Annotated in this window: 12 protein-coding genes; 6 read left to right on the forward strand and 6 right to left on the reverse strand. The window is 73.4% G+C overall.

From position 1 onward, the window contains the following. The 3 genes from J7I94_RS18910 to fxsT all read left to right on the forward strand — a co-directional run. A partial coding sequence (locus J7I94_RS18910; protein WP_215168311.1) for a magnesium chelatase occupies positions 1-1698 on the forward strand: 1698 nt, incomplete at its 5' end. Next, entirely contained in the window at positions 1688-3022 is a 1335-nt protein-coding gene (locus J7I94_RS18915; RefSeq protein ID WP_308114617.1) for a CHAT domain-containing protein, read from the forward strand. The genes J7I94_RS18910 and J7I94_RS18915, both read left to right, overlap by 11 nt. A gap of 440 nt (positions 3023-3462) precedes the next feature. Further along, positions 3463-6459, forward strand: coding sequence for an FxSxx-COOH system tetratricopeptide repeat protein (fxsT, locus tag J7I94_RS18920; RefSeq protein WP_251075382.1), 2997 nt, complete (start codon positions 3463-3465; stop codon positions 6457-6459). 81 nt (positions 6460-6540) lie between these two features. On the opposite strand, the gene J7I94_RS18925 is transcribed toward fxsT, so the two are convergent. The 4 genes from J7I94_RS18925 to J7I94_RS18940 all read right to left on the reverse strand — a co-directional run bounded on the left by J7I94_RS18925 (position 6541) and on the right by J7I94_RS18940 (position 13321). After that, positions 6541-10344, reverse strand: coding sequence for a multifunctional oxoglutarate decarboxylase/oxoglutarate dehydrogenase thiamine pyrophosphate-binding subunit/dihydrolipoyllysine-residue succinyltransferase subunit (locus J7I94_RS18925; protein ID WP_215168312.1), 3804 nt, complete (start codon positions 10342-10344; stop codon positions 6541-6543). A 282-nt stretch (positions 10345-10626) separates the two neighbouring features. Beyond that, positions 10627-11769: an ATP-binding protein gene (locus J7I94_RS18930; RefSeq protein ID WP_215168313.1), complete on the reverse strand. Its 1143-nt coding sequence runs from the start codon at positions 11767-11769 to the stop codon at positions 10627-10629. Further along, positions 11766-12506 (reverse strand): response regulator transcription factor, encoded by a 741-nt coding sequence (locus J7I94_RS18935; RefSeq protein ID WP_215168314.1) that lies wholly within the window; start codon positions 12504-12506, stop codon positions 11766-11768. Before J7I94_RS18935 ends, J7I94_RS18930 begins: the two co-directional genes overlap by 4 nt. 113 nt (positions 12507-12619) lie before the next feature. Then, positions 12620-13321 (reverse strand): spermidine synthase, encoded by a 702-nt coding sequence (locus J7I94_RS18940; protein WP_215168315.1) that lies wholly within the window; start codon positions 13319-13321, stop codon positions 12620-12622. A 137-nt stretch (positions 13322-13458) separates the two neighbouring features. On the opposite strand from J7I94_RS18940, the gene lon reads away from it, so the two are divergent. Next, on the forward strand, positions 13459-15879 hold the full coding sequence (gene lon / locus J7I94_RS18945) for an endopeptidase La (protein WP_215168316.1): 2421 nt from the start codon (positions 13459-13461) through the stop codon (positions 15877-15879). Between the two features lie 47 nt (positions 15880-15926). On the opposite strand, the gene J7I94_RS18950 is transcribed toward lon, so the two are convergent. Then, positions 15927-16745, reverse strand: a complete 819-nt coding sequence (locus J7I94_RS18950) for a lysozyme (protein WP_215168317.1) — start codon at positions 16743-16745, stop codon at positions 15927-15929. A gap of 239 nt (positions 16746-16984) precedes the next feature. Here J7I94_RS18950 and J7I94_RS18955 point away from each other — a divergent pair, with 239 nt between their 5' ends. Next, positions 16985-17479 (forward strand): MarR family transcriptional regulator, encoded by a 495-nt coding sequence (locus tag J7I94_RS18955; RefSeq protein ID WP_215168318.1) that lies wholly within the window; start codon positions 16985-16987, stop codon positions 17477-17479. A 16-nt stretch (positions 17480-17495) separates the two neighbouring features. Here the strand turns inward: J7I94_RS18955 and J7I94_RS18960 are convergent, their stop codons facing one another. Next, positions 17496-18281 (reverse strand): protein phosphatase 2C domain-containing protein, encoded by a 786-nt coding sequence (locus J7I94_RS18960; protein WP_215168319.1) that lies wholly within the window; start codon positions 18279-18281, stop codon positions 17496-17498. A gap of 438 nt (positions 18282-18719) precedes the next feature. Here J7I94_RS18960 and J7I94_RS18965 point away from each other — a divergent pair. Next, positions 18720-21413: nitrate- and nitrite sensing domain-containing protein (locus tag J7I94_RS18965; protein WP_215168320.1), on the forward strand; the 2694-nt coding region annotated here is incomplete at its 3' end.

Here is a 21413-nt window from a genome sequence, read left to right on the forward strand (position 1 = left end):
CCCAACGGCACCGCCGACCCCGCCCGCACCACCCCCGCCGACCCCGCCCCGCCCCCCGTCGTCGTGGGCGCCGCCGGCCGCGACGAGGACCTGTGGACCCGTACCCGGCTGCGGCGCGACACGCACGGCATCACCTTCCGTACCGAGCCAGGCCCCCTCGTCGACGCCGACGGCCGCCCCGGTCCGCCGCCGCTGGTCGTGGTCCCCGACCTGCCCCGGCTGAGCGTGGCCGGGATGCGCGCCGCCGTCCAGCTGCTCGGCGCCGACGTCGCCGTGGTGGAGCGCTCCGGACTGCGCCGCACGGTCCGGCCCCGGGCCCGCTGGCTGGCCGTCTGCCGGTCGGCCGACGCGGGACGGCTCAGCCGGCACCTGCTGGACCGGTTCGCCGTACGGCTGCCGGTGCCGGACCTCGCCCTGCCCCCGCCCGAGCAGGTGCTCGCCGGGCTGCCGCCCGCCTGGCGGACCGCCGCCGTCCGGGGCGTGCCGCCCGTCCCGGTCACCGACGAGGCGCTGACCCGCGTACAGAAGCTGCTCGGACCCGACGCCGGCGTCCGCCGCGAACTGGCCCTCGCCCGGCTGGCCCGCACCGTCGCCGCCCTCGACGGTGAGCCGTCTGCGGTGGCCGGCCACTGCGACACGGCGGCCCGGATCATCGGCCTGACCGTGCCCAGTACCCCGCCCGGACCCGAGCCCGGCCCCGGGCCCGCCGAGCGGCCGTCCGCCGGTGCCACGCCCAGCACGGTCCGGACCCGCCGCCCCGGCGGGGAGGGACGGCGTCCGTCCCCGGCGGACCGGACGCTGCTGGAGACCGGGCCCGCCGAAGGGATCGGCGGCGGCCCCGGCGGCACGCCCGCAGGGCCCGGCACCCCGTTCCCGGAGGACGAGCCGGCCGGGCCCCGTGACGCCACCCCGCTGCGCGGCCCCGGCCGGCGCGCCTCCGGGCCCGCCCTCGCCCGCGGTCCCGTGATCGGCACCCGGCGCGCCACCGACCTGCGCGACCTCGCCTACGTACGCACCGTCCGGGAGGCCGCCGTGCACCAACGGGTGCGGCGCACCGACCGGTTCACGATCGCGCCATCCGACCTGCACTCCCACGTCCGGGCCGGCGCCCCCGAGCGCGTGCTGACGCTGCTCCTCGACCACACCTGCCGGGACGGCGACTGGGACTGGCAGGACTCCCTGGCGCCCTTCCTGCAGTGGGCGTACACCAGCCGGGCCACGGTCCAGGTGATCGAGGTCGGGGCCGCGGACGCCAAGGACGAACTGCGGGCCCAGTCCTTCGCGGCCCGCAGCGTCCTCGACCCCCAGGTGCTCGCCGCGCTGTACCGCCCGGCCGGCCGCGCCTCCCCGCTCGCGCACGGCGTCGAACTGGCGGCCCACGCGCTGCGCCGGACCTTCCGGCAGCACGGCACCGGACCGGCGGAGGCCTGGCTGGTCGTCGTCACCGACGGGCGCGGCAACATCCCGCTGCGCGCCAGCCACACCGGACGGCTGACCGGCACGGTGGCCGCCGCCGGTGTCGAGGACGCCGTCGAGGCCGCCGCCCGCATCGGCGCCATGGACCGCACCCGGCTGCACGTGGCCGTCGTCGACCCGGCCCGGGAACCCTACGGCGACCTGCCGTTCGTCCTCGCCGACAGCCTGGGGGCGACGGTCGTGCAGGGGCGGAGCGGGGCGGGAGGCGACGGTGAGCGCTGAGCCGCGGCAGCGGGCGCCGCGCTGGCTGACCGGGGCCGGTACCGCCGTACGCCGCACCGGCCTGCCCGGCCAGCTGAAGGCCGCGGCCCGGCGGCCCGCCGTCGCCGTGTCCCACCTGCGCCGCGGTCAGGAACCGCCCGCCGGACTCGGCGGCACCGAGGCCCGCCCCGGCGCCCGCCTGGAGGACGGGTACGCCGTGCTGCGGGTCGTGCGCGGCGAGGGCGGCGGCGCTGCCGGCCGGGGATACCGGCTGCGCGGCTGGTGCGGCGACCTGACCGTGACCTGCGCGCCCGGGCCCACGCGGCTGGCCGCCCCGGGCATCACCCTCGCCGCCCTGCGGCAGCCCGACGGCGAGTACCCCACCGATGTGCTGCGCGGCATCCGGCACTGGTCGGCCAACCAGCCCGAACTGGCGCGGTGGCTCAACTCGATCCGCGCCCGGCACGGCGAAGCGCTGCGCCTGGTCGTCTGGGACGACACCGGCTTCGACCTGCCCTGGGAGCTGTTCTGGCTGCCCGAGGACGCGGCGCACGCGCTGGCCGGCGGTCCGCTCGGCGCGCTGACCGTCGTCTCCCGCTGGACCACCGTGCGCGACCTCAGCCAGGACCTGCCCCGGGAGACCGGCGACTGCGCGGGACGGGTCCTCGGCTACCTCCACCAGGACATGGCCGACGACGGTCAGGTCTTCGCCCCGTACGCGCACCGGCTGCACCGGCGGATGACCCCGTTCCTGCACGACCTCGACACCCTGCCCGACGCCACCGGCCTGGTCTACTTCGGCTGCCACGGCACCTACGGCGACACCGTGCCCCGCCTCACCCTGGGCAACTTCTCCTGGGCCGAGCTGAACGAGGAGCCGATGGCCGTGCTGGGCCGGGACCGCTCCCTGGTCTGCCTCAACGCCTGCGACTCGGGGCGAGCGGTGAAGAACCGGGCGCAGGGCGAGGAGGAACTGCGCGGCTTCGCCGAGCTGTTCCTGCGCAAGGGCGCGGGCGGCTGCATCGTCACCGCCGGCAAGGTCGGTGACCAGGAGGCCCGCCGGCTCGTGCGGCAACTGGTGCGCGAGGTCGCCCGCCACCCGTACCGGCCGGTCCCGCAGACGCTGCGGTCCTTCCGCGCGGGGGCGCTCGCGGAGTTCGGGTCGACGGCCCGGCTGCCCAGACGGCTCGACGACGACGGCCGGCTGGACAGCGACGGCCAGAAACGGGTCCTGCGGCTGCTGTACGCGTTCATGTTCCACTTCTACGGCCATCCGCGGACCACGCTGCGGCTCACCGCCGCCGACGGCCCGGACGCACGGGCCGAAGGGGGGTACGGCCGGTGACCGGCGCGGAGCGGCCCCTGACGATCGAACCCGTGGTGGCCTGGCCCCGGCGGGCGGAAGCGGGCTGCGACTACCTCGTCACCGTCGACCTGCGCGGCCCCCTCCCGGCCCCGGAGGCCACCCCGGACGACTGGCCCTACCCGGAGGAGGAGTTCACCTTCACCGTCACCCTGGACGGCGCCCCGCTGTTCACCTGCGCGGCCCTCGGCGAACCCGGCGTCGTCCTGCACCGCTTCGGCGGTACGTACGGACCAGCCCGTTTCCGGGTCTCCGCGGGCCCCGACACCGGCCCGGCCTCGCTGTGGCTGACGGTCACCAACCAGTGGGGGGTGCCGGTCCGCAAGGCGGAGCTGCGGTCGGAGATACGCGCCGGCGAAGACGCCCCCGACCGGGAGCGCAGGCAGGCCCCGCCCGTCCACGACGCCCCCCGGCCCCCCGCCCTGCGGCCCGCCCCTCCCACGCCGGCACCGCACCGCCGGCCCGCCGCCGCGCAGCCCGACCGGCGCCCGGTGACGATCAGCTTCGCCGGTTTCAACCGGGCCTGGGCGGCCTGGATCGGAGACCGGCTGGAGCGGCGCGGGCTGCGGGTGGTGTATCTGCGCCGGGAGTCCCCGGCGGACGTCCCTCTGGTGGACCTGCTGCGCGACCTGAAGCTCGCCGAGGGCCGCGTCCTGATCGTTGTCAGCGAGTGGTACTTCCAGCTCGGGCCGCGGTCCCACGAGGAGTGGAACGAGGCGCTGCGCGAGGTCGTCGCCCCCGACCCGTCCCGCTTCGCCGCCGTCTCCGTCACCACCGCCGACCTCCCGTCGGCCGTCGCCGCGCTCCGGCCGTCGGGACTGGTGGGCATCGACGCCGAGGAGGCCGAGCGACGGGTGCTGGCCCTGCTGGACCTGCCCACGGACCCGGTCCCCGGGAGCGCCGACCGTGCCCGGCACGGCCCCCGGTTCCCGGCGTCGATACCGCAGGCGTGGGGGAGCGTCCCGCGCCGGAACAGCCACTTCACCGGCCGTGAGGCCCTGCTCACCGAGGTGTACGACGCGCTGCGGAGCTCGGGCGTGGTGACGCTGTACGGCATGTCGGGCGTCGGCAAGACCCAGTTCGCCACGGAGTACGCCCACCGGTTCGGCTCCGAGTACGACGTGGTCTGGTGGGTCAACGCGGAGAGCCGGGTCACCTACCGCCGGCAACTGGCGGAGCTGGCACCGAGGCTGGGCCTGCGGACCGGCGAGGGGTACGGCGAGCGGCTGCGCGCCCTGAGCGACTCCCTGCGCCGGGGCGAGCCGTACGCGCGCTGGCTGCTGGTCCTGGACGGCGCGGACGAGCCGGACCAGATCCGGGACATGGTCCCCGGCGGCCCGGGCCACGTGCTCATCACCTCCCGCAATCCGGCGTGGAGCGAGCACGACAGCCGGCTCCTGGAGTTGCCGGTCTACGCCCGCGACGAGTCGGTCGCCTTCATCCGGCGCCGCGCCCCGCGGCTGACCGAGCCGGAGGCGCACAGGCTGGCCGAGGCGCTGGAGGACCTGCCGCTGCTCCTCGACCAGACGGCCGGCTGGCTCGACGACTCCGACATGTCGGTGGAGGAGTACATCGGCCTGCTGGAGGAGGGGGCCCTCGACGACGCGGTGCGGGTGTCGGCGGACTTCCCGCTGGCCTTCCGGACCGCGTGGGCGATCCTGCTGAACAAGCTCCGCGAAACCGTCCCGGAGTCGGTCGACCTGCTGCGGCTGTGCACCTTCTTCGCCCCCGGTTACATCCCCGTGCACCTGCTCCGGGACATGAGCCACGACGGCCTGCCGCCCTCCGTGGCGGAGCTGCTGACCGACCCCGGGCTGTGGGACAGGGCGGTCGGCCAGCTGCGGAGGTACTCCGTCGTCCGGGTGGAACCGCACGAGACGGACCCGGACCGCGAGATCTTCTACCTGCACCGCGTCGTCAGCCGGATCGTCCGCCAGAGCCTGCCCGCCGCGCAGAAGCGCCAACTGGTCGACGTCGTACGGCGGGCCCTCGCGGAGGCGGACCCCGGCCGGCCCTCGGTGCCCGCGCTGTGGCCCGACTACGCCGAGCTGGTGCCCCACCTCAAGCACGCCGACGTACTGGGCAGCGACGATCCGCAGGTCCAGCAGCTGGTGTTCAACTGCTTGCGTTACCTGTACCTCGCGGGCGAGCACGCGGCCGGCGTCACACTCGGCGACCACGCCATGCGTATCTGGCGGCACTCGCTCGGCGAGTCCCACCCCCTCATCTGGGAACTCACCTATCACTACGCCAACCTGCTGCGGGCCGCCGGCGACTACCACCGCACGACGCGGATCGAGCGGGAGGCCGTCCGGCAGCTCCAGGAGCAGCGCGGGGACCAGGACCCCACGCTGCTGCGCGCCCTCGGCGGTCTCGCCGCGGACCTGCGCGGACTCGGCGACTACCCGGAGGCGCTGGAGGTGTCGGAGCGGGTCCTCGCGGCGTACCGGGGACAACTCGGCGACCAGGACACCCGCACGGTCAACGCGCAGAACAACGTGGCCGTCTCCCTCCGGCTGCTCGGCCGCTACGAAGCCGCCCGCGAGGTCGACCTGCGCACGCTGGAGACACGCCGCGAACTGCTGGGGGAACGGCACCCGTGGACGCTCAACTCGGAACACGCGTACGCGGTCGATCTGCGCCTGCTGGGCCGCTTCACGGACGCCGCGTCCGTGCTGGCCAGAAGCCTGGACACCGCCCGTCGGGCGCTCGGCCGCGACGCCCCCCAGACGCTGCGGGCGGCACACAACTTCGCGATGTGCCGCTACGCCCTGGGCGACTTCGACACCGCGGCCCGGTACTTCGCCGACGCGCTGGACCGCGCCGAGCACGTCCTGGGCGACCGGGACCCGCTGACGCTGATCCTCGCCGTCGGACAGAGCTGCTTCGCACGGGAGCACGGCGACGCCGACCGGGCACGCGAGCTCAGCGAGTCCGTCGTCGCCGCCTACGAGGCGACCCTGCCGCCCGGCCACCCGTACGCCGTCGGGGCCCGGGCCAACCACGCCTTGACGCTGCTCCGCGCCGGTGAGACGGACGGTGCCCGGTCCCTGGCCGGGGCGGCGCTGACCGACATGACGGCACGCGTCGGTCCCGACCACCCCTGGACGCTGGGCTGCGCGCTGAGCGCGTCCGCGCTGTGCCACGCGGTCGGCGACGTCGAGCGGGCGGCCGGCCTGAGCGGGGACACCGTCGTCCGCGGCGAGGGGACGCTGGGCCCCGGCCACCCGCTCACCCTGTCCGCCCTCGTGGCCCACGCGGCCGATCTGCGTGCCCTCGGGCGGCGCGGGGAGGCGGAGGACAGCGAGCGGCGCGCGCTCTCCGGTCTCGCCGCCACCCTGGGCAGCGGACACCCGCTCACCGTCTCCGCCGCCGCCCGCCGGCGCCCGTACTGGGACTTCGAACCCCAGACCACCTGACGACCCGGCACACGCCGAAGGGCCCGCCCCCCGGATCACCTCCGGAGAACGGGCCCTCACACGACGCCGGGTGTCAGCGGCTCACGCCTCGAACACCTCACGCACCAGCTGCTCCTGCTCCGCCTGGTGCCGCTTCGCGGAACCGACGGCCGGGGACGAGGAGTGCGGACGCGAGATCCGGCGCAGGCGCTCGCCCGCCGGGATGTCCGCGCCGACCGCCAGGTCCAGGTGGTCGATCAGGTTGAGCGCGATGAACGGCCAGGCACCCTGGTTGGCCGGCTCCTCCTGGGCCCACAGGTACTTCTCGGCGTTCGGGTACTTGGCGATCTCCGCCTGGAGCTCGGTACCCGGCAGCGGGTACAGGCGCTCGATGCGGATGATGGCCGTGTCCGTCACCCCGCGCTTGGCGCGCTCGGCGATCAGGTCGTAGTAGACCTTGCCGGTGGTGAAGACGACCTTCTTCACCGCCGCCGCCTCGACCGAGGTGTCGCCGATGACCGGCTGGAACTGGCCGGTGGTGAAGTCCTCCGCCTTCGACGCCGCCGCCTTCAGGCGGAGCATCGACTTCGGGGTGAAGACGACCAGCGGCTTGTGGTGCGGGTTGTGCACCTGCCACCGCAGGAGGTGGAAGTAGTTCGCCGGGGAGGTCGGCATGGCGACCGTCATGTTGTTCTGCGCGCACAGCTGGAGGAACCGCTCGACGCGGGCCGAGGAGTGGTCCGGGCCCTGGCCCTCGTAGCCGTGGGGGAGGAGCAGGACCACACCGGAGGTCTGGTTCCACTTCTGCTCGGCGGCCGAGATGTACTCGTCGACGATGGTCTGCGCGCCGTTGACGAAGTCGCCGAACTGCGCCTCCCACATCACCAGCGCGTCGGGGCGGGCCAGCGAGTAGCCGTACTCGAAGCCCATCGCCGCGTACTCGGAGAGCAGGGAGTTGTAGACGTTGAGCCGCGCCTGGTCCTCGGAGAGGTACTGCAGCGGGGTGTACTCGTCGCCCTTGGCGCGGTCGATGATCACCGCGTGCCGCTGGCCGAAGGTGCCGCGCTGCGAGTCCTGGCCGGCCAGCCGGACCGGGACGCCCTCAAGGAGGAGGGAGCCGATGGCGAGGGTCTCGCCCATGCCCCAGTCGATGGTGCCGTCCTCGACCATGGCCGCCCGGCGCTGGAGCTGCGGGAGCAGCCGCGGGTGGACGGTGACGTGGGCGGGGATGTTGACCTGGGACTCGGCGATCCGCTTGACGACCTCGCCGGTGACCGCGGTGTTCACGGCGACCGGGAAGGCGGCCTGCGGGTCGGAGGGCTCCACCGAGGCGGGCTGCGCGGTGGCCTCGCGGACCTCCGTGAAGACCTTCTCCAGCTGGCCCTGGTAGTCCTGGAGCGCCTGCTCGGCCTCTTCCAGGGTGATGTCGCCGCGACCGATGAGGGACTCGGTGTACAGCTTGCGCACCGAGCGCTTCTTGTCGATCAGGTCGTACATCAGCGGCTGGGTGAAGGCCGGGTTGTCCGACTCGTTGTGACCGCGGCGGCGGTAGCAGATGAGGTCGATCACCACGTCCTTGTTGAACGCCTGGCGGAACTCGAAGGCCAGCCGCGCGACGCGGACCACGGCCTCCGGGTCGTCGCCGTTCACGTGGAAGATCGGGGCCTCGATCATGCGGGCCACGTCCGTGGCGTACATGGACGAGCGCGAGGACTCCGGGGCGGCCGTGAAGCCGACCTGGTTGTTGATGACGATGTGGACCGTGCCGCCGGTGCGGTAGCCGCGCAGCTGCGACATGTTCAGGGTCTCGGCCACCACGCCCTGGCCCGCGAAGGCCGCGTCGCCGTGGATCGCCACCGGCAGCACGGTGAAGTCCGTGCCGCCCTTGTTGATGATGTCCTGCTTGGCGCGGGCGACGCCCTCCAGGACCGGGTCGACGGTCTCCAGGTGGGAGGGGTTGGCGCAGAGGCTGACCTTGATCTGCTCGCCGTCGAGGCCGGTGAAGGTGCCCTCGGCGCCCAGGTGGTACTTGACGTCGCCGGAGCCGTGCATCGACTTCGGGTCGAGGTTGCCCTCGAACTCGCGGAAGATCTGCGCGTACGACTTGCCGACGATGTTGGCGAGGACGTTCAGCCGGCCGCGGTGGGCCATGCCGATGACGACCTCGTCGAGACGGCTCTCGGCCGCCGAGTCCAGGACCGCGTCGAGCAGCGGGATGACGGACTCGCCGCCCTCCAGGCTGAACCGCTTCTGGCCGACGTACTTGGTCTGCAGGAAGGTCTCGAAGGCCTCCGCCGCGTTCAGCCGGCGCAGGATGCGCAGCTGCTCCTCGCGCTCGGGCTTGGTGTGGCCGCGCTCCACCCGGTCCTGGATCCACTTGCGCTGCTTGGGGTCCTGGATGTGCATGAACTCGATGCCGGTGGTGCGGCAGTACGAGTCGCGCAGCACGCCGAGGATGTCGCGCAGCTTCATCATCGACTTGCCGGCGAAGCCGCCGACGGCGAACTCGCGCTCCAGGTCCCACAGGGTGAGCCCGTGCTCGGTGATGTCGAGGTCGGGGTGCTTGCGCTGCTGGTACTCCAGCGGGTCGGTGTCGGCCATGACGTGGCCGCGGACCCGGTAGGAGTGGATCAGCTCGAAGACGCGGGCGGCCTTGGTGACGTCGTCGTCGTGGCTGGCGTCGATGTCCTTGAGCCAGCGGACCGGCTCGTAGGGGATGCGCAGCGCCTCGAAGATCTCGTCGTAGAAGTCGTTCTCGCCGAGGAGCAGGTTGGCGACCTGGCGGAGGAACTCGCCGGAGGCGGCGCCCTGGATCACCCGGTGGTCGTAGGTCGACGTGAGCGTCATGACCTTGGAGATGCCGAGCTTGTTCAGGGTGTCCTGGCTGGTGCCCTGGAACTCCGCCGGGTAGTCCATGGCGCCGACGCCCATGATCACCGACTGGCCGGGCATCAGACGCGGCACGGAGTGGACGGTGCCGAGGCCGCCGGGGTTGGTCAGGGAGACCGTGACGCCGGTGAAGTCGGCCATCGTGAGCTTGTTCTCACGGGCGCGGCGGACGATGTCCTCGTAGGCCTGCCAGAACTCGAAGAAGTTCAGCGTCTCGGCCTTCTTGATCGCCGCGACGACGAGCTGGCGGTCGCCGTTGGGCTTGACCAGGTCGATGGCGAGACCGAGGTTGACGTGCTCCGGCTTGACCAGGGTGGGCTTGCCGTCCTTGGTCTGGAACGACCAGTTCATCGACGGCATGGCCTTGATGGCCTGCACCATCGCGTACCCGATGAGGTGCGTGAAGGAGATCTTCCCGCCGCGGGCGCGCTTGAGGTGGTTGTTGATGACGATGCGGTTGTCGAACAGCAGCTTCACCGGGACGGCGCGCACGGACGTGGCCGTGGGCATCTCCAGCGAGGCGTCCATGTTCTTGGCGACCGCGGCGGAGGGACCGCGCAGGGTGACCAGCTCGGGACCCTCGGCGGCCTCCTTGGCCGGCGCGGCCTTGGCGGGCGCGGCCGGCTGCGCGGCGGCGGGCTTCGCCGCCGGGGTGGCGGGAGCGGCCTTGGCGGCGGGCTGCGCGGGAGCGGCGGGCGTCTGCGCCGGGGCGGCCGGGGCCGGGGCCTGGGCGAGCGCCTGCGCGGTCTGCGCGGCCGGGGCGGGCTGAGCCGGAGCGGTGGTCTCCGCGGCCCCCGCGGCCGCGGTACCCGACGCGGCCTGGGCGGCGGCCGCCCCCGGCTTGTAGTCGGCGAAGAAGTCCCACCAGGCTCGGTCGACCGAATTCGGGTCCTGGAGGTACTGCTGATAGATCTCGTCTACGAGCCACTCATTGGCACCGAAGGCCGCTGCGGGGTTCTTCCCCGCTTGGTCGGTGTCGGTCGAGATGCTCGAGTTACTGGGGGACTGTGGCGACACGGCGGCAACCGCCCTCTTCCGCTTCACAAGGTGATGGACAGCGGGAATAAAGGCTACGCCTCCAAGAGCGAGAAGGTCAGGCCGGGCCGGTCCATCGTCGCGTAAGTCACATCTTGGCGGGTGTTTCGGCGCTGGAAATGGCGGGAAACAAGCGTGGTTCTGCGTCAACAGGGAATAGGGAACCGGGCCCTGGCGCCCTTCCGGTCGCGGGCCTCCGCCTGATCACACGTGTCCACCAGCGTGAACATCCGTGGAACGAGTGGCTCTGATGAGCAGCTTACGTCAACTCGGCGTGGTTGGCAGGCCCGGAAGAGTGACGAGGATGCGGCAGCCGCGCTCCGATTCGGCCACCCCGATCCGTCCGCCGTGCAGATCCACCGCCCAGCGGGCGATCGCCAGGCCGAGCCCGGTGCCGCCGTCGCTGCCGGGACCGTGCGGCCGGGTCACCGCGCCCCGGTTGAACCGCTCGAACACCCGGTGCCACTCCGACTGGGGGATGCCGGGTCCCTCGTCGATGATCTCCAGCTCCAGGGAGTCCGGCAGCTCGCCCTGGCGCGCCCGGACCGTCACCCGGCCGTGCGGCGGGCTGTGCTTGACCGCGTTGTCGATGAGGTTGGCGACCACCTGGTGGATGCGCTCCGGGTCGGCCAGCGCGGTCAGGTCCAGCGGGTCGACGTCGAGGTGCAGGTGGACGTCGGTACGGGTGTGCGTGCCGGAGCCGGAGGCGATGCCCGCGCGGGCGGAGGCGACCATGTTGGCCTCCTTCAGCACCCCGGACAGGTACGGCCACACCTCGAAGCGGCGGGTGCGCAGCGGGACGACGCCGTTGTCCAGGCGGGAGAGGTCCAGCAGGGTCTCCACCAGCCGGCCGAGCCGCTCGGTCTGCCGCAGGGCCGTCAGCATGGTCTCCGGGTCGGCCTCGGTGACCCCGTCGACGATGTTCTCCAGCACGGCGCGCAGCCCCGCGATCGGGGTGCGCAGCTCGTGCGAGACGTTCGCCACCAGCTCTTTGCGCTGCCGGTCCTGGGCCTCCAGGTCGTCGGCCATGTGGTTGATCGTCTGGGCCAGGTCGCCCAGTTCGTCCCGGCGGTTCTCGCGCACCCGGCGGGTGTAGTCGCCGTGCGAGATGGACCGGGCGACGGCGTTCATCTCGTCCAGCGGCGCGGTCAGCGAGTGCGCCACGAACTGCGTGATCAGCAGCGTGGCGATCATCGAGAACACCGTGATGAAGCGCAGCTCCGTCTTGGTGTGCACCGCTATGACCGACAGGCCGGTAGTGATCAGTACCGACGTGACGACCAGCGCGCCGAGCTTGGTCTTGATCGAGAACGGGCGTACGCCGCCCCAGGGTTCCCCGGTGCCGGTGCCGGTGCCGGTGCTCCGGGGGCCGGGGCTCCGCCGTGCGGCCTGCCGCCCCGCGCTCATGGCGTCGGTGTCTCCAGCGCGTAGCCCACCCCGTGCACGGTGCGGATGCGCTCGGCGCCGATCTTCCGGCGCAGTGCCTTGATGTGGCTGTCGACGGTCCGGGTCCCGGAGGCGTCCGCCCAGTCCCACACCTCGGCGAGCAGCTGCTCGCGGGAGAGCACCGCGCGCGGCGTGTTCGCCAGGCACACCAGCAGGTCGAACTCGGTCGGCGTGAGGTGCACGTCCTCGCTGCGCACCCGCACCCGGCGCTGCGCGTGGTCGATCTCCAGTTCACCCAGGCGCAGGATGCCGCTGCGCGGCGTGGAGGCGGCGACCACGGCCCGCTCCACCCGGCGCAGCAGCACGTGCACCCGCGCGGCCAGTTCGCGCATCGAGAACGGCTTGGTCATGTAGTCGTCGGCGCCGACGCCGAGCCCGACCAGCATGTCCGTCTCGTCGTCGCGGGCGGTGAGCATCAGCACCGGCACCGGCCGCTGGGCCTGCACCCGGCGGCAGACCTCCAGGCCGTCGAAGCCGGGCAGCATGATGTCGAGGATGAGCAGGTCGGGCTGCCAGGCCTCGGCCGTGTCGACGGCGGCCGGACCGTCGCCCGCCGTCTGCACCAGGAAGCCCTCGGCGCGCAGGCGGGTCGCGATGGCGTCCACGATCGTCTGGTCGTCCTCCACCACCAGCACCCGGCGCTGCGCGCCCTGCGTCGCCGTCGCCGCGCCGTTGTGGGAGGTGTGTGTCTGCTCCATCGCCCGCCCCTGAGGTGTGCTTTGTGGAATCCGTGGGGTGATCCCATGACTGCGATCGACGCTTGAATGATCCGCGTCAGAGCAGCAGCGTACGGGGAGTCACCGGGCCTTTGCTATCCAGGCCCGACGCCGATGTGCACGACGTCCGGAACGCCCCGGGCAACGGGGATCTCTTCGGTACGCACCTGCTGGAACCCGGCATTACGCAAGGTTTCTTCGAAATGCGGGGAGGGCTGGGCGGACCATACGGCGAGTACTCCGCCGGGCCTCAACAGCCTTGCGCAGAGCGCGAGTCCGGACGTTCCGTAGAGGCTGTGATTGCCCTCGGTGACGGTCCAGTCGGGGCCGTTGTCGATGTCGAGGCAGAGGGCGTCGTAGGTCGCCGGCCGTGTGGCGGAAGTCTCATTGACGTATGCGACGAGGTCCGCTTCGACGATCTCCGTGCGGGGGTCCGCGAGCGCCTCGCGGGTCAGCCCGGACAGCGGCCCGCCGTCCCGGTGCCAGTCGATGACGGCCGGTTCGCGCTCGACCACCGTGATCCGTCCCCAGCGGGGGTCCGCGGCGGCGTGGGCGAGGGAGAAGCCGACGCCCAGGCCGCCGATCAGCACGCGGGGTCCGGGGCGGCCGGCGGGGAGCGCGGCCAGCGCCGCGTCGACGAGCAGGCGCTCCGAGCGTCCGTCGGAGGTGTCCATCAGGAAGCAGCCGTTGGCGATGATCTGGAGCAGCGCGCCGTGTCTGCGCAGCACGACCTCGCCGTAGGGGCCCTCACGACGGTCCAGGACCACCGGGGGTTCGGGAATTTCGTGGACGGTCATCCCGTCATCCTGGCATCGGTCCGCCCGGCGTTGATCGCTGAGAGCGAACGCCGGCCGGGGAACATCCGCCGCCTCCCGGGCATTGAGTCGGTGTACTTGAGTGCAAGCAACTCAACTTGACTGCCGAAGGGGAGATCATGGCTGCTGAGTCCACGCCGTTCACACCGCTCGCCCTGCCCGTGCTGCCGCTCGACGACGAGGTCGTGCTGCCCGGGATGGTGGTCCCGCTCGACCTGAACGACTCCGAGGTCCGCGCCGCGGTGGAGGCCGCCCAGGCCGCCGCCCGCTCGGAACCCGGCAAGCCGAAGGTCCTGCTGGTGCCCCGCGTCGACGGCACCTACGCGAGCACCGGCGTGCTCGGCACCGTCGAGCAGGTCGGCCGGCTGGCCGACGGCGACCCCGGCGCGCTGATCCGCGGCCGGGCCCGGGTGAAGATCGGCGCCGGCACCACCGGCCCCGGCGCCGCGCTGTGGGTCGAGGGGACCAGGATCGACGAGACCGTGCCCGACCCGCTGCCCGGTCAGGTGGCCGAACTGGTCAAGGAGTACAAGGCGCTGGCCACCGCCTGGCTGCGCAAGCGCGGCGCCTGGCAGGTGGTGGACCGCGTCCAGGCCATCGAGGACGTCGCGGCGCTCGCCGACAACTCCGGCTACTCGCCGTTCCTGACCACCGCCCAGAAGACCGAACTCCTGGAGACCGCCGACCCGGTCGCCCGCCTCAAGCTCGCCACCGCGCAGCTGCGCGACCACCTCGCCGAGCAGGACGTCGCCGAGACCATCGCCAAGGACGTCCAGGAGGGCGTCGACAAGCAGCAGCGCGAGTTCCTGCTGCGCCGCCAGCTCGAAGCGGTCCGCAAGGAGTTGCGCGAGCTGAACGGAGAACAGGACGGCGAGGAGTCCGACGACTACCGCGCCCGGGTCGAGGCCGCCGACCTGCCCGAGAAGGTCCGCGAGGCCGCCCTCAAGGAGGTCGACAAGCTGGAGCGGTCCAGCGACCAGTCCCCGGAGGGCTCCTGGATCCGCACCTGGCTCGACACGGTTCTGGAGATGCCGTGGAACGAGCGAACCGACGACAGCGCTGTCGCCTACGACATCCAGGGCGCCCAGGCGGTCCTGGACGCCGAGCACGCGGGTCTGAAGGACGTCAAGGAGCGCATCACCGAGTACCTGGCGGTCCGCAAGCGGCGTGCCGACCGGGGCCTCGGCGTCATCGGCGGCCGGCGCGGCGGGGCCGTCCTCGCCCTGGTCGGCCCGCCCGGCGTCGGCAAGACCAGCCTCGGTGAGTCCGTCGCCCACGCGATGGGCCGCAAGTTCGTCCGCGTCGCCCTCGGCGGCGTCCGCGACGAGGCCGAGATCCGCGGCCACCGCCGTACGTACGTCGGCGCGCTGCCCGGCCGGATCGTGCGGGCGATCAAGGAGGCCGGGTCGATGAACCCGGTGGTCCTGCTGGACGAGATCGACAAGGTGGGGTCCGACTTCCGGGGCGACCCGGCCGCCGCCCTGCTCGAAGTCCTCGACCCGGCCCAGAACCACACCTTCCGCGACCACTACCTGGAGGTCGAACTCGACCTCTCCGACGTCGTCTTCCTCGCCACCGCCAACGTCCTGGAGGCCATCCCGGAGGCCCTGCTCGACCGCATGGAGCTGGTCCGCCTGGACGGCTACACCGAGGACGAGAAGGTCGTCATCGCCCGCGACCACCTGCTCCCGCGCCAGCTGGACCGGGCCGGGCTGGACAAGGACGAGGTGACCATCGACGAGGGCGCGCTGCGCAAGCTGGCCGGGGAGTACACCCGGGAGGCGGGCGTGCGCACCCTGGAGCGGTCGATCGCCCGGCTGCTGCGCAAGGTGGCGGCCCAGCACGAACTGGGCGAGCGGGAGCTGCCGTTCACCGTCGGCGCCGACGATCTGCGCGCGCTGATCGGCAGGCCGCACCACGTGCCCGAGTCCGCCCAGGACCCGGCCGAGCGCCGCACCTCGGTGCCGGGCGTGGCGACGGGCCTCGCGGTCACGGGGGCCGGCGGCGACGTCCTCTACGTCGAGGCGTCCCTCGCCGACCCGGAGACGGGCGCGGCGGGGCTGACCCTGACCGGTCAGCTCGGGGACGTGATGAAGGAGTCCGCGCAGATCGCCCTGAGCTTCCTGCGCTCCCACGGCGCCGAACTGGAGCTGCCGGTGGCCGACCTGAAGGACCGGGGCGTGCACATCCACTTCCCGGCGGGCGCGGTGCCCAAGGACGGCCCGAGCGCGGGCGTGACGATGACCACGGCCCTCGCCTCCCTCCTCTCCGGCCGGCTGGTCCGCACCGACGTGGCGATGACCGGCGAGGTCTCGCTGACCGGGCGGGTGCTGCCGATCGGCGGGGTGAAGCAGAAGCTGCTCGCCGCCCACCGCGCCGGGGTCACCACGGTGATCATCCCCAAGCGCAACGAACCCGACCTGGACGACGTCCCGGCCGAGATCCTGGACAAGCTCGACGTCCACACCGTCTCGGACGTCCGCCAGGTCCTGGAGCTGGCGCTGACGCCCGCGACCAGTGAGGTGCCGGTCGCGGCGTGACGGTGCCGAGGGGCCCCGGTGAGCGGTCACCGGGGCCCCTGGCACGTTCAGCCGTTGGCGAGCGCGACCACCCGGTCCAGCGCGCCGTTGAACTTGTCGTGGTCACCGACCGTCGGCCCGGACGAGGTGTACTGCCACATCGTGTAGTACGGCCATCCGGCCGGCAGCGTCCCCACCGTGGAGGCGTACCGGGCCACCCACAGCGGGTTGGCGCCGGCGAAACCGCCGTAGTTCCCGGTGCACTCGGTCCACCAGCTGGTGGCCGTGTAGATGACGGCGTCCCGGCCGGTGCGGGCCTTGTAGGTGGTCAGGAAGTCGCGGATCCAGCTGACCATCTGGCTCTGCGTCTTGCCGTAGCAGGAGGCCCCGTACGGGTTCCACTCGATGTCGAGGGCGCCCGGCAGGGTCTTGCCGTCGCGGCTCCAGCCGCCGCCGTGGTCGACGAAGTAGTCGGCCTGCGCGGCGCCGCTGGTGGTGTCCGGGGTGGCGAAGTGGTAGGCGCCCCGGATCATGCCCACGTTGTACGAGCCGTTGTACTGCTGGGCGAAGTACGGGTTCGTGTAGTACGTCCCCTCGGTGGCCTTGACGTAGGCCCACTTGACGCCGCTGCTCCACAGGGTCGGCCAGGCGACGTTGCCCTGGTGGCTGGAGACGTCGACGCCCTCGGTCTGGGTGGCGTCACCGGGGACGGGAGTGCCGTGCTCCCCGTCGTGGTCCGCGACGCCCATGCCCAGGTACGCGGAGCCGCGGGGCGGGGTGTCGGCGGCGGCCGAGGGGAGGGTGAGGAGCAGCGAGAAGGCGGCGAGCAGGCTCCCGAGGGCGGCGAGGCGCCGGCCGCGGGACGGTCGGGGTCTGTGCACGGGCATGACGGGCCTCCGAGGGGCTCGTGGTGCTCGGTGGGGGGAGCGCGCGGCCGAGATGCATGGGGCTGGCGTGCTCATGCCATTACGGTGTGCCGTGACGACGCTACGCACGTAGACCCGCCGGTGGGAAGAGGGACCGGTGACCGCCGGTGGTCTGCGCCTGCGAAATACTTGCCGAACTGCGGCGATGGCCGCGTACGGCGGAAACTTTCAGGACCGGGAAGACCGAGGCGGGAACTGACGTGCACGACAGCGGGAACGGCGGGGGACGCGGAGCCGGATCCGAGGTGTCCGCGAACGGCGCGGAGCAGCCCGAGTTCCTGGCCCTCGAACGCGAGCTGACGGTGCTGCTGCGCCGCGCCCGGGCCAACCAGGCGGAGATGGCCCGCCAGGTCCACCCCGACCTGGAGTCCTCCGCGTACGGGCTGCTGGTGCGGCTCGGGGAGTGCGGCGGGCAGCGGGCCACGGAACTCGCCGCCTACATCGGCGTCGGCAAGGCGACCATGTCCCGCCAGCTGCGCGCCCTGGAGGAGCTGGGCCTGATCGCCCGCGAGCCCGACCCGGCCGACGGCCGCGCCTGGCTGGTCGACCTCACCCCGGAGGGACGCGACCGGGTCCGCCGGGTCCGCGAGGCCCGCCGCGCCCGCTACGCCGGCCGCCTCGCCGACTGGGACCCCCGCGAGGTGGGGGAGCTGGCCCGGCTGCTGGGCGAGCTGAACCGGGGGATGGAGAGCTGACCCCGGGGAGCGTCGCTCACAGCTCGACGTAGACCACCGTCGCGTCGTCGTGCTGCTTGCTCCGGCCCAGGAACGTGCGCTTCGTGTCCCAGCGCTCCAGCCGCCGCACCCGGTCCACCAGGCTCTGCGCCCCCTCCTCGCGGACGATGTGCAGACAGTCCGCCCAGTCGCCCTCGCGGAACGTGTCCACCCACCGCGTCGCCCCGTCCGTGAGCGCCGCCAGGGCCCGCACCCCGCCGCGCGGCAGCGTCCCCGTCACCGCGCGTGCCGCCACCGCCGGGTCGGCCGCCGCCGTGAAGAAGCCGCCCTCCTTGTTGCGGAGGTCCGCGTCCACCAGGGCCTCCGTGGCGCGGGCCGACCGGGGCAGCCGGGCCAGCCGGTCGTCCAGGTGGGCCGTGACCGTGCCGTCGGACGACTCGACCAGCAGGGCGGAGTCGCACAGGACCAGGTACTCGACCCGGTCCGGGGACCAGCGGGCCAGAACCACGGTCGCCTGCGGAGTTCTGGGGTGAGAAAGGTCACAGGTTTCGGCGTGTGCCCCGGCGGTAACCGCGATGGCGCGGGACAGCGCGTCGGCGAGAGGGACATCCGGGAGTGAAACGGTCAATTCGGTCAGTGCTCCGCCGAGGCGCGCGGTGAACCAGGGCACGGAGTGCACGCACCCCGTCGCGTCCCTCGGCGGGGTCACGCCGTCCAGCAGGACGACCACGCCGCCCCGTCCGGAGGCCGGGAGGGCGACGCTCGCGAAGTCCTCGTTGGGGAGCCGGGACGTGCTGGGCTCGGAGACCAGATCCGTACGCATCGGATCAGTCTGCCCGAGTCCCGCGCGGCGCCCGCGAAGTGCCCGGGGCGGGACCGGATTTGTCACGGCCGTGCAGGTCAGGCGCCTGATTTGGGGCGGATTACCGCACTCCGGGAACGCGTGGCGGCACATCCTGCCACCGCCCCGCCGGGAACGTCCAACCGACGCGCGGCGCGGGCCCGTCGGCGGCGCTGCGGGGACTTGCCCCCCAACTCACCTCCGGGGTTCACTCCTTCGGGTGGCGGGCCAGGTGTTGGACACCCGGTGCCCACGGGCACTGGGAGGGTCGGGAGCCGGTGGGGGTTCCGCCCCGTCCGAACACGGCCGACGACCCCCCGGGCACGGCCGACGGAACGGCGACGGACGTGCGGACGGACGTACGGGCCGGCCGGCCGGTTGACGGAGCGCCACCCGGCCCCACGGGTACACGAGTCAGGAATGCGAGCACCGGTGCAGAAGACGCGGCCTCGTCGCACAGGCAAGCAGACGGCCCCCGCCGGGGGTACGGAGCGAACCACCCCCGTCACCCCCGCCCCGGACGCCACGGGGACCCCCGCCCCGGCCGTCCCGGCGGCGCCGGCCCCCGTCGTGGGCAAGGGCCGCCCCACCCACGTACGCAACCGGCTGATCGTCGCCGTCCTGGTGGTGGCCGCCGCGATCGCCGGCGCCGGAGCGCCCTCGGTCATCGCCGCCTCGGGGCAGCTCAGCGACTCCCAGGACCTGGTGACCCTCGCCGAGCGCACCCAGGACGCGCTCACCCTGGCCCACTCGCTGGCCGACGAACGCGACGAGGTCACCCCCTACATCGCCGCCGGGCGCCCCAAGTCCAAGGCGCCCTCGGAGCAGCGCGGCGCCCGCGTCGACCGGCAGATCGAGGAACTGCGCACCGACCCCGGCACCCCCGCCGCCCTGCGCGAGGACCTCGACGCCGTCGCCTCGCTGCGCCGGTCGGCGCTCACCGGCCGCAGCAGCGCCCTCGAAGCGCACGACGCCTACTCCGCCGCCGTCACCGAACTGCACGCCCTCGCCGAGGAACTGGCCGAGCAGATGCCGCCCCGCGCGGGCGCCGGCGCCTACGCCCTCGCCGAGCTGGACTCCGCCGTACAGCAGGCCGCCGCCACCCGTGGCCTGCTGCTGGCCGCCCTCAGCGTGCCGAGCACCAGGCAGACCGCCTACGACCCCGTCACCGGCCTGGCCACCGAGACCAGCACCACCTCGGCCGCCGACGCCAAGACCCGGGACGCCCTGGCCGCCGCCGCGCAGGAGGCCCGGGTCCGCTCCGACGCCGCCCTCGCCGCCTTCCGCGAGAACGCCCCCGAGACGGCCAAGGAGCGCTACGACGCCACGGTCACCGGACCCGAGGTCGACGCCGCCGAGAAGTACCTGGCCGCCCTCACCGACCAGCCGGCCCTCTCCGACGACGACCTCGCCACCAGCGTCTCCAAGCTGTCCGCCGCGCTCTCCGCCCGCGTCGACGCGATGCGCGGCGCCGAGTCGGCCCTCTACGAGCGGCGCAGCGAGGACCTGGCCCAGCTCCGCGACGACGACGTCACCGCGCTGGAGATCCGGATCGCCGTCCTCGGCGCCCTGATGCTGGTCGCCGTGGGCGTCGCCACCGCCCTGGCCCGCAGCCTCACCCGGCCGCTGTCCGTGCTGCGCCGCGGCACCGCCCGGCTCGCCGAGGCCGAGAACCCGGCCGCCGAGGAGCCCCTGACCTTCACCGGCCGCAACGACGAGTTCGCCAAGGCCGTCCGCTCCGTCAACGCCCTGCACGCGCACGCCGTCACGCTGGCCGAGCGCGTCACCACCCTGGAGTCCGACCGCAAGCACCTGGTCGGCCAGCGGCAGAAGATGGCCGACGCCCGCGAGGAACTGCGCGCCGAACTCGCCGAGTCCGCCGCCCGCCTGGAGCAGGTGCGCCAGGGCGTCGGCGCCACCTACGCCAACCTCGCGCTGCGCACCCTCGCCCTGGTCGAACGGCAGCTCGGCGTCATCGAGTCGATGGAGGAGCAGGAGCAGGACCCCGACCGCCTGGCCGTCCTCTTCAAGCTCGACCACTTCGCCACCGTGATGCGCCGCCACAACGAGAACCTCCTCGTCCTGGCCGGCACCGAGCACGGCCGGCACCCCGCCGGACCGGTGCCGCTGGTCGACGTGGTCCGCGCCGCCGTCAGCGAGATCGAGCGCTACGACCGGGTCCGGATCGCCGCCCTGCCCCCGCACGCGCACGTGACCGGCTTCGCCGCGGACGACCTCTCCCACCTGCTCGCCGAACTCCTGGAGAACGCCACCTCGTTCTCGCCGCCCGAGCTGCCCGTCGAGATCTCCGGCCGGCTGCTGGAGAACGGCGAGGTCGTCCTCTCCGTCCAGGACGAGGGCATCGGCATGGAGGCGGAACGGCTGGAGCGGCTCAACACCCGCCTCACCGACTTCGACCCCGAGGCCCCCTTCGAGCAGGAGGGCGAGGACGGCCTCGGGCTCGGTCTGTACGTCGTGGCCCGCCTCGCCCACCGGCACGGCGCCCGGGTGCGGCTGAGCGAGCAGCAGGAGGGCGCCGGCACGGCAGCCGTCGTGGTCCTGCCCGTGTCGCTGCTCGCCCGGACCCCGTCGGCCACCGTCCCCCCGTCCGCGCCTACGGCCGACGGCACGGGCAGCGCTTCGCTGCCGGGCGCCGGGGCCGTTGCGGAGGCCGGCGCGGGGCCGGATGCCGACGCCGACGCGGAGGCGGACGCCGAGGCCGGTGACCCGCTGGTGGCGCTGGCGGAGGAGGCGGTACGGCGGTCGGAGGCGGCCGAGGAGACGGAAGCCGCAGGGGAAGCCGAGGCTGCCGTAGAGGCCGCACAGGCCGGGGAGGCTGTGGTCGCCGGGGACGCGGAGGCGGCCGAGGAGACGGCGGCGGTCGAGGAGACGGCGGCGGTCGACGAAACCGCCGAGGCTGACGACGCCTCGGAGGAGCAGGAGCCGAAACCCGAGCCGAAGCCCGAGCCGAAGCCCGAGTCGGAGTCGGAGCCGGAGGAGGTTTCCGAGGAGGCCCCCGAGGCCGCGGACGCCCTGGAGAGCCCCTCCGAGGTGACGATGGAGCTCCTCGTCCCGACCCGCCCGGCATCCCCCGCCCCCGAGACCGAACCGGCC

The organism is Streptomyces sp. ISL-12 (genome assembly GCF_018614415.1).
Taxonomy (GTDB): Bacteria; Actinomycetota; Actinomycetes; order Streptomycetales; family Streptomycetaceae; genus Streptomyces.

Coding starts and splice junctions, on each gene's coding strand:
- J7I94_RS18930 (WP_215168313.1), bottom strand. CDS start 11,769: ATGAGCGCGGGGCGGCAGGCCGCACGGCGGAGCCCCGGCCCCCGGAGC.
- J7I94_RS18935 (WP_215168314.1), bottom strand. CDS start 12,506: ATGGAGCAGACACACACCTCCCACAACGGCGCGGCGACGGCGACGCAG.
- J7I94_RS18940 (WP_215168315.1), bottom strand. CDS start 13,321: ATGACCGTCCACGAAATTCCCGAACCCCCGGTGGTCCTGGACCGTCGT.
- lon (WP_215168316.1), top strand. CDS start 13,459: ATGGCTGCTGAGTCCACGCCGTTCACACCGCTCGCCCTGCCCGTGCTG.
- J7I94_RS18950 (WP_215168317.1), bottom strand. CDS start 16,745: ATGCCCGTGCACAGACCCCGACCGTCCCGCGGCCGGCGCCTCGCCGCC.
- J7I94_RS18960 (WP_215168319.1), bottom strand. CDS start 18,281: ATGCGTACGGATCTGGTCTCCGAGCCCAGCACGTCCCGGCTCCCCAAC.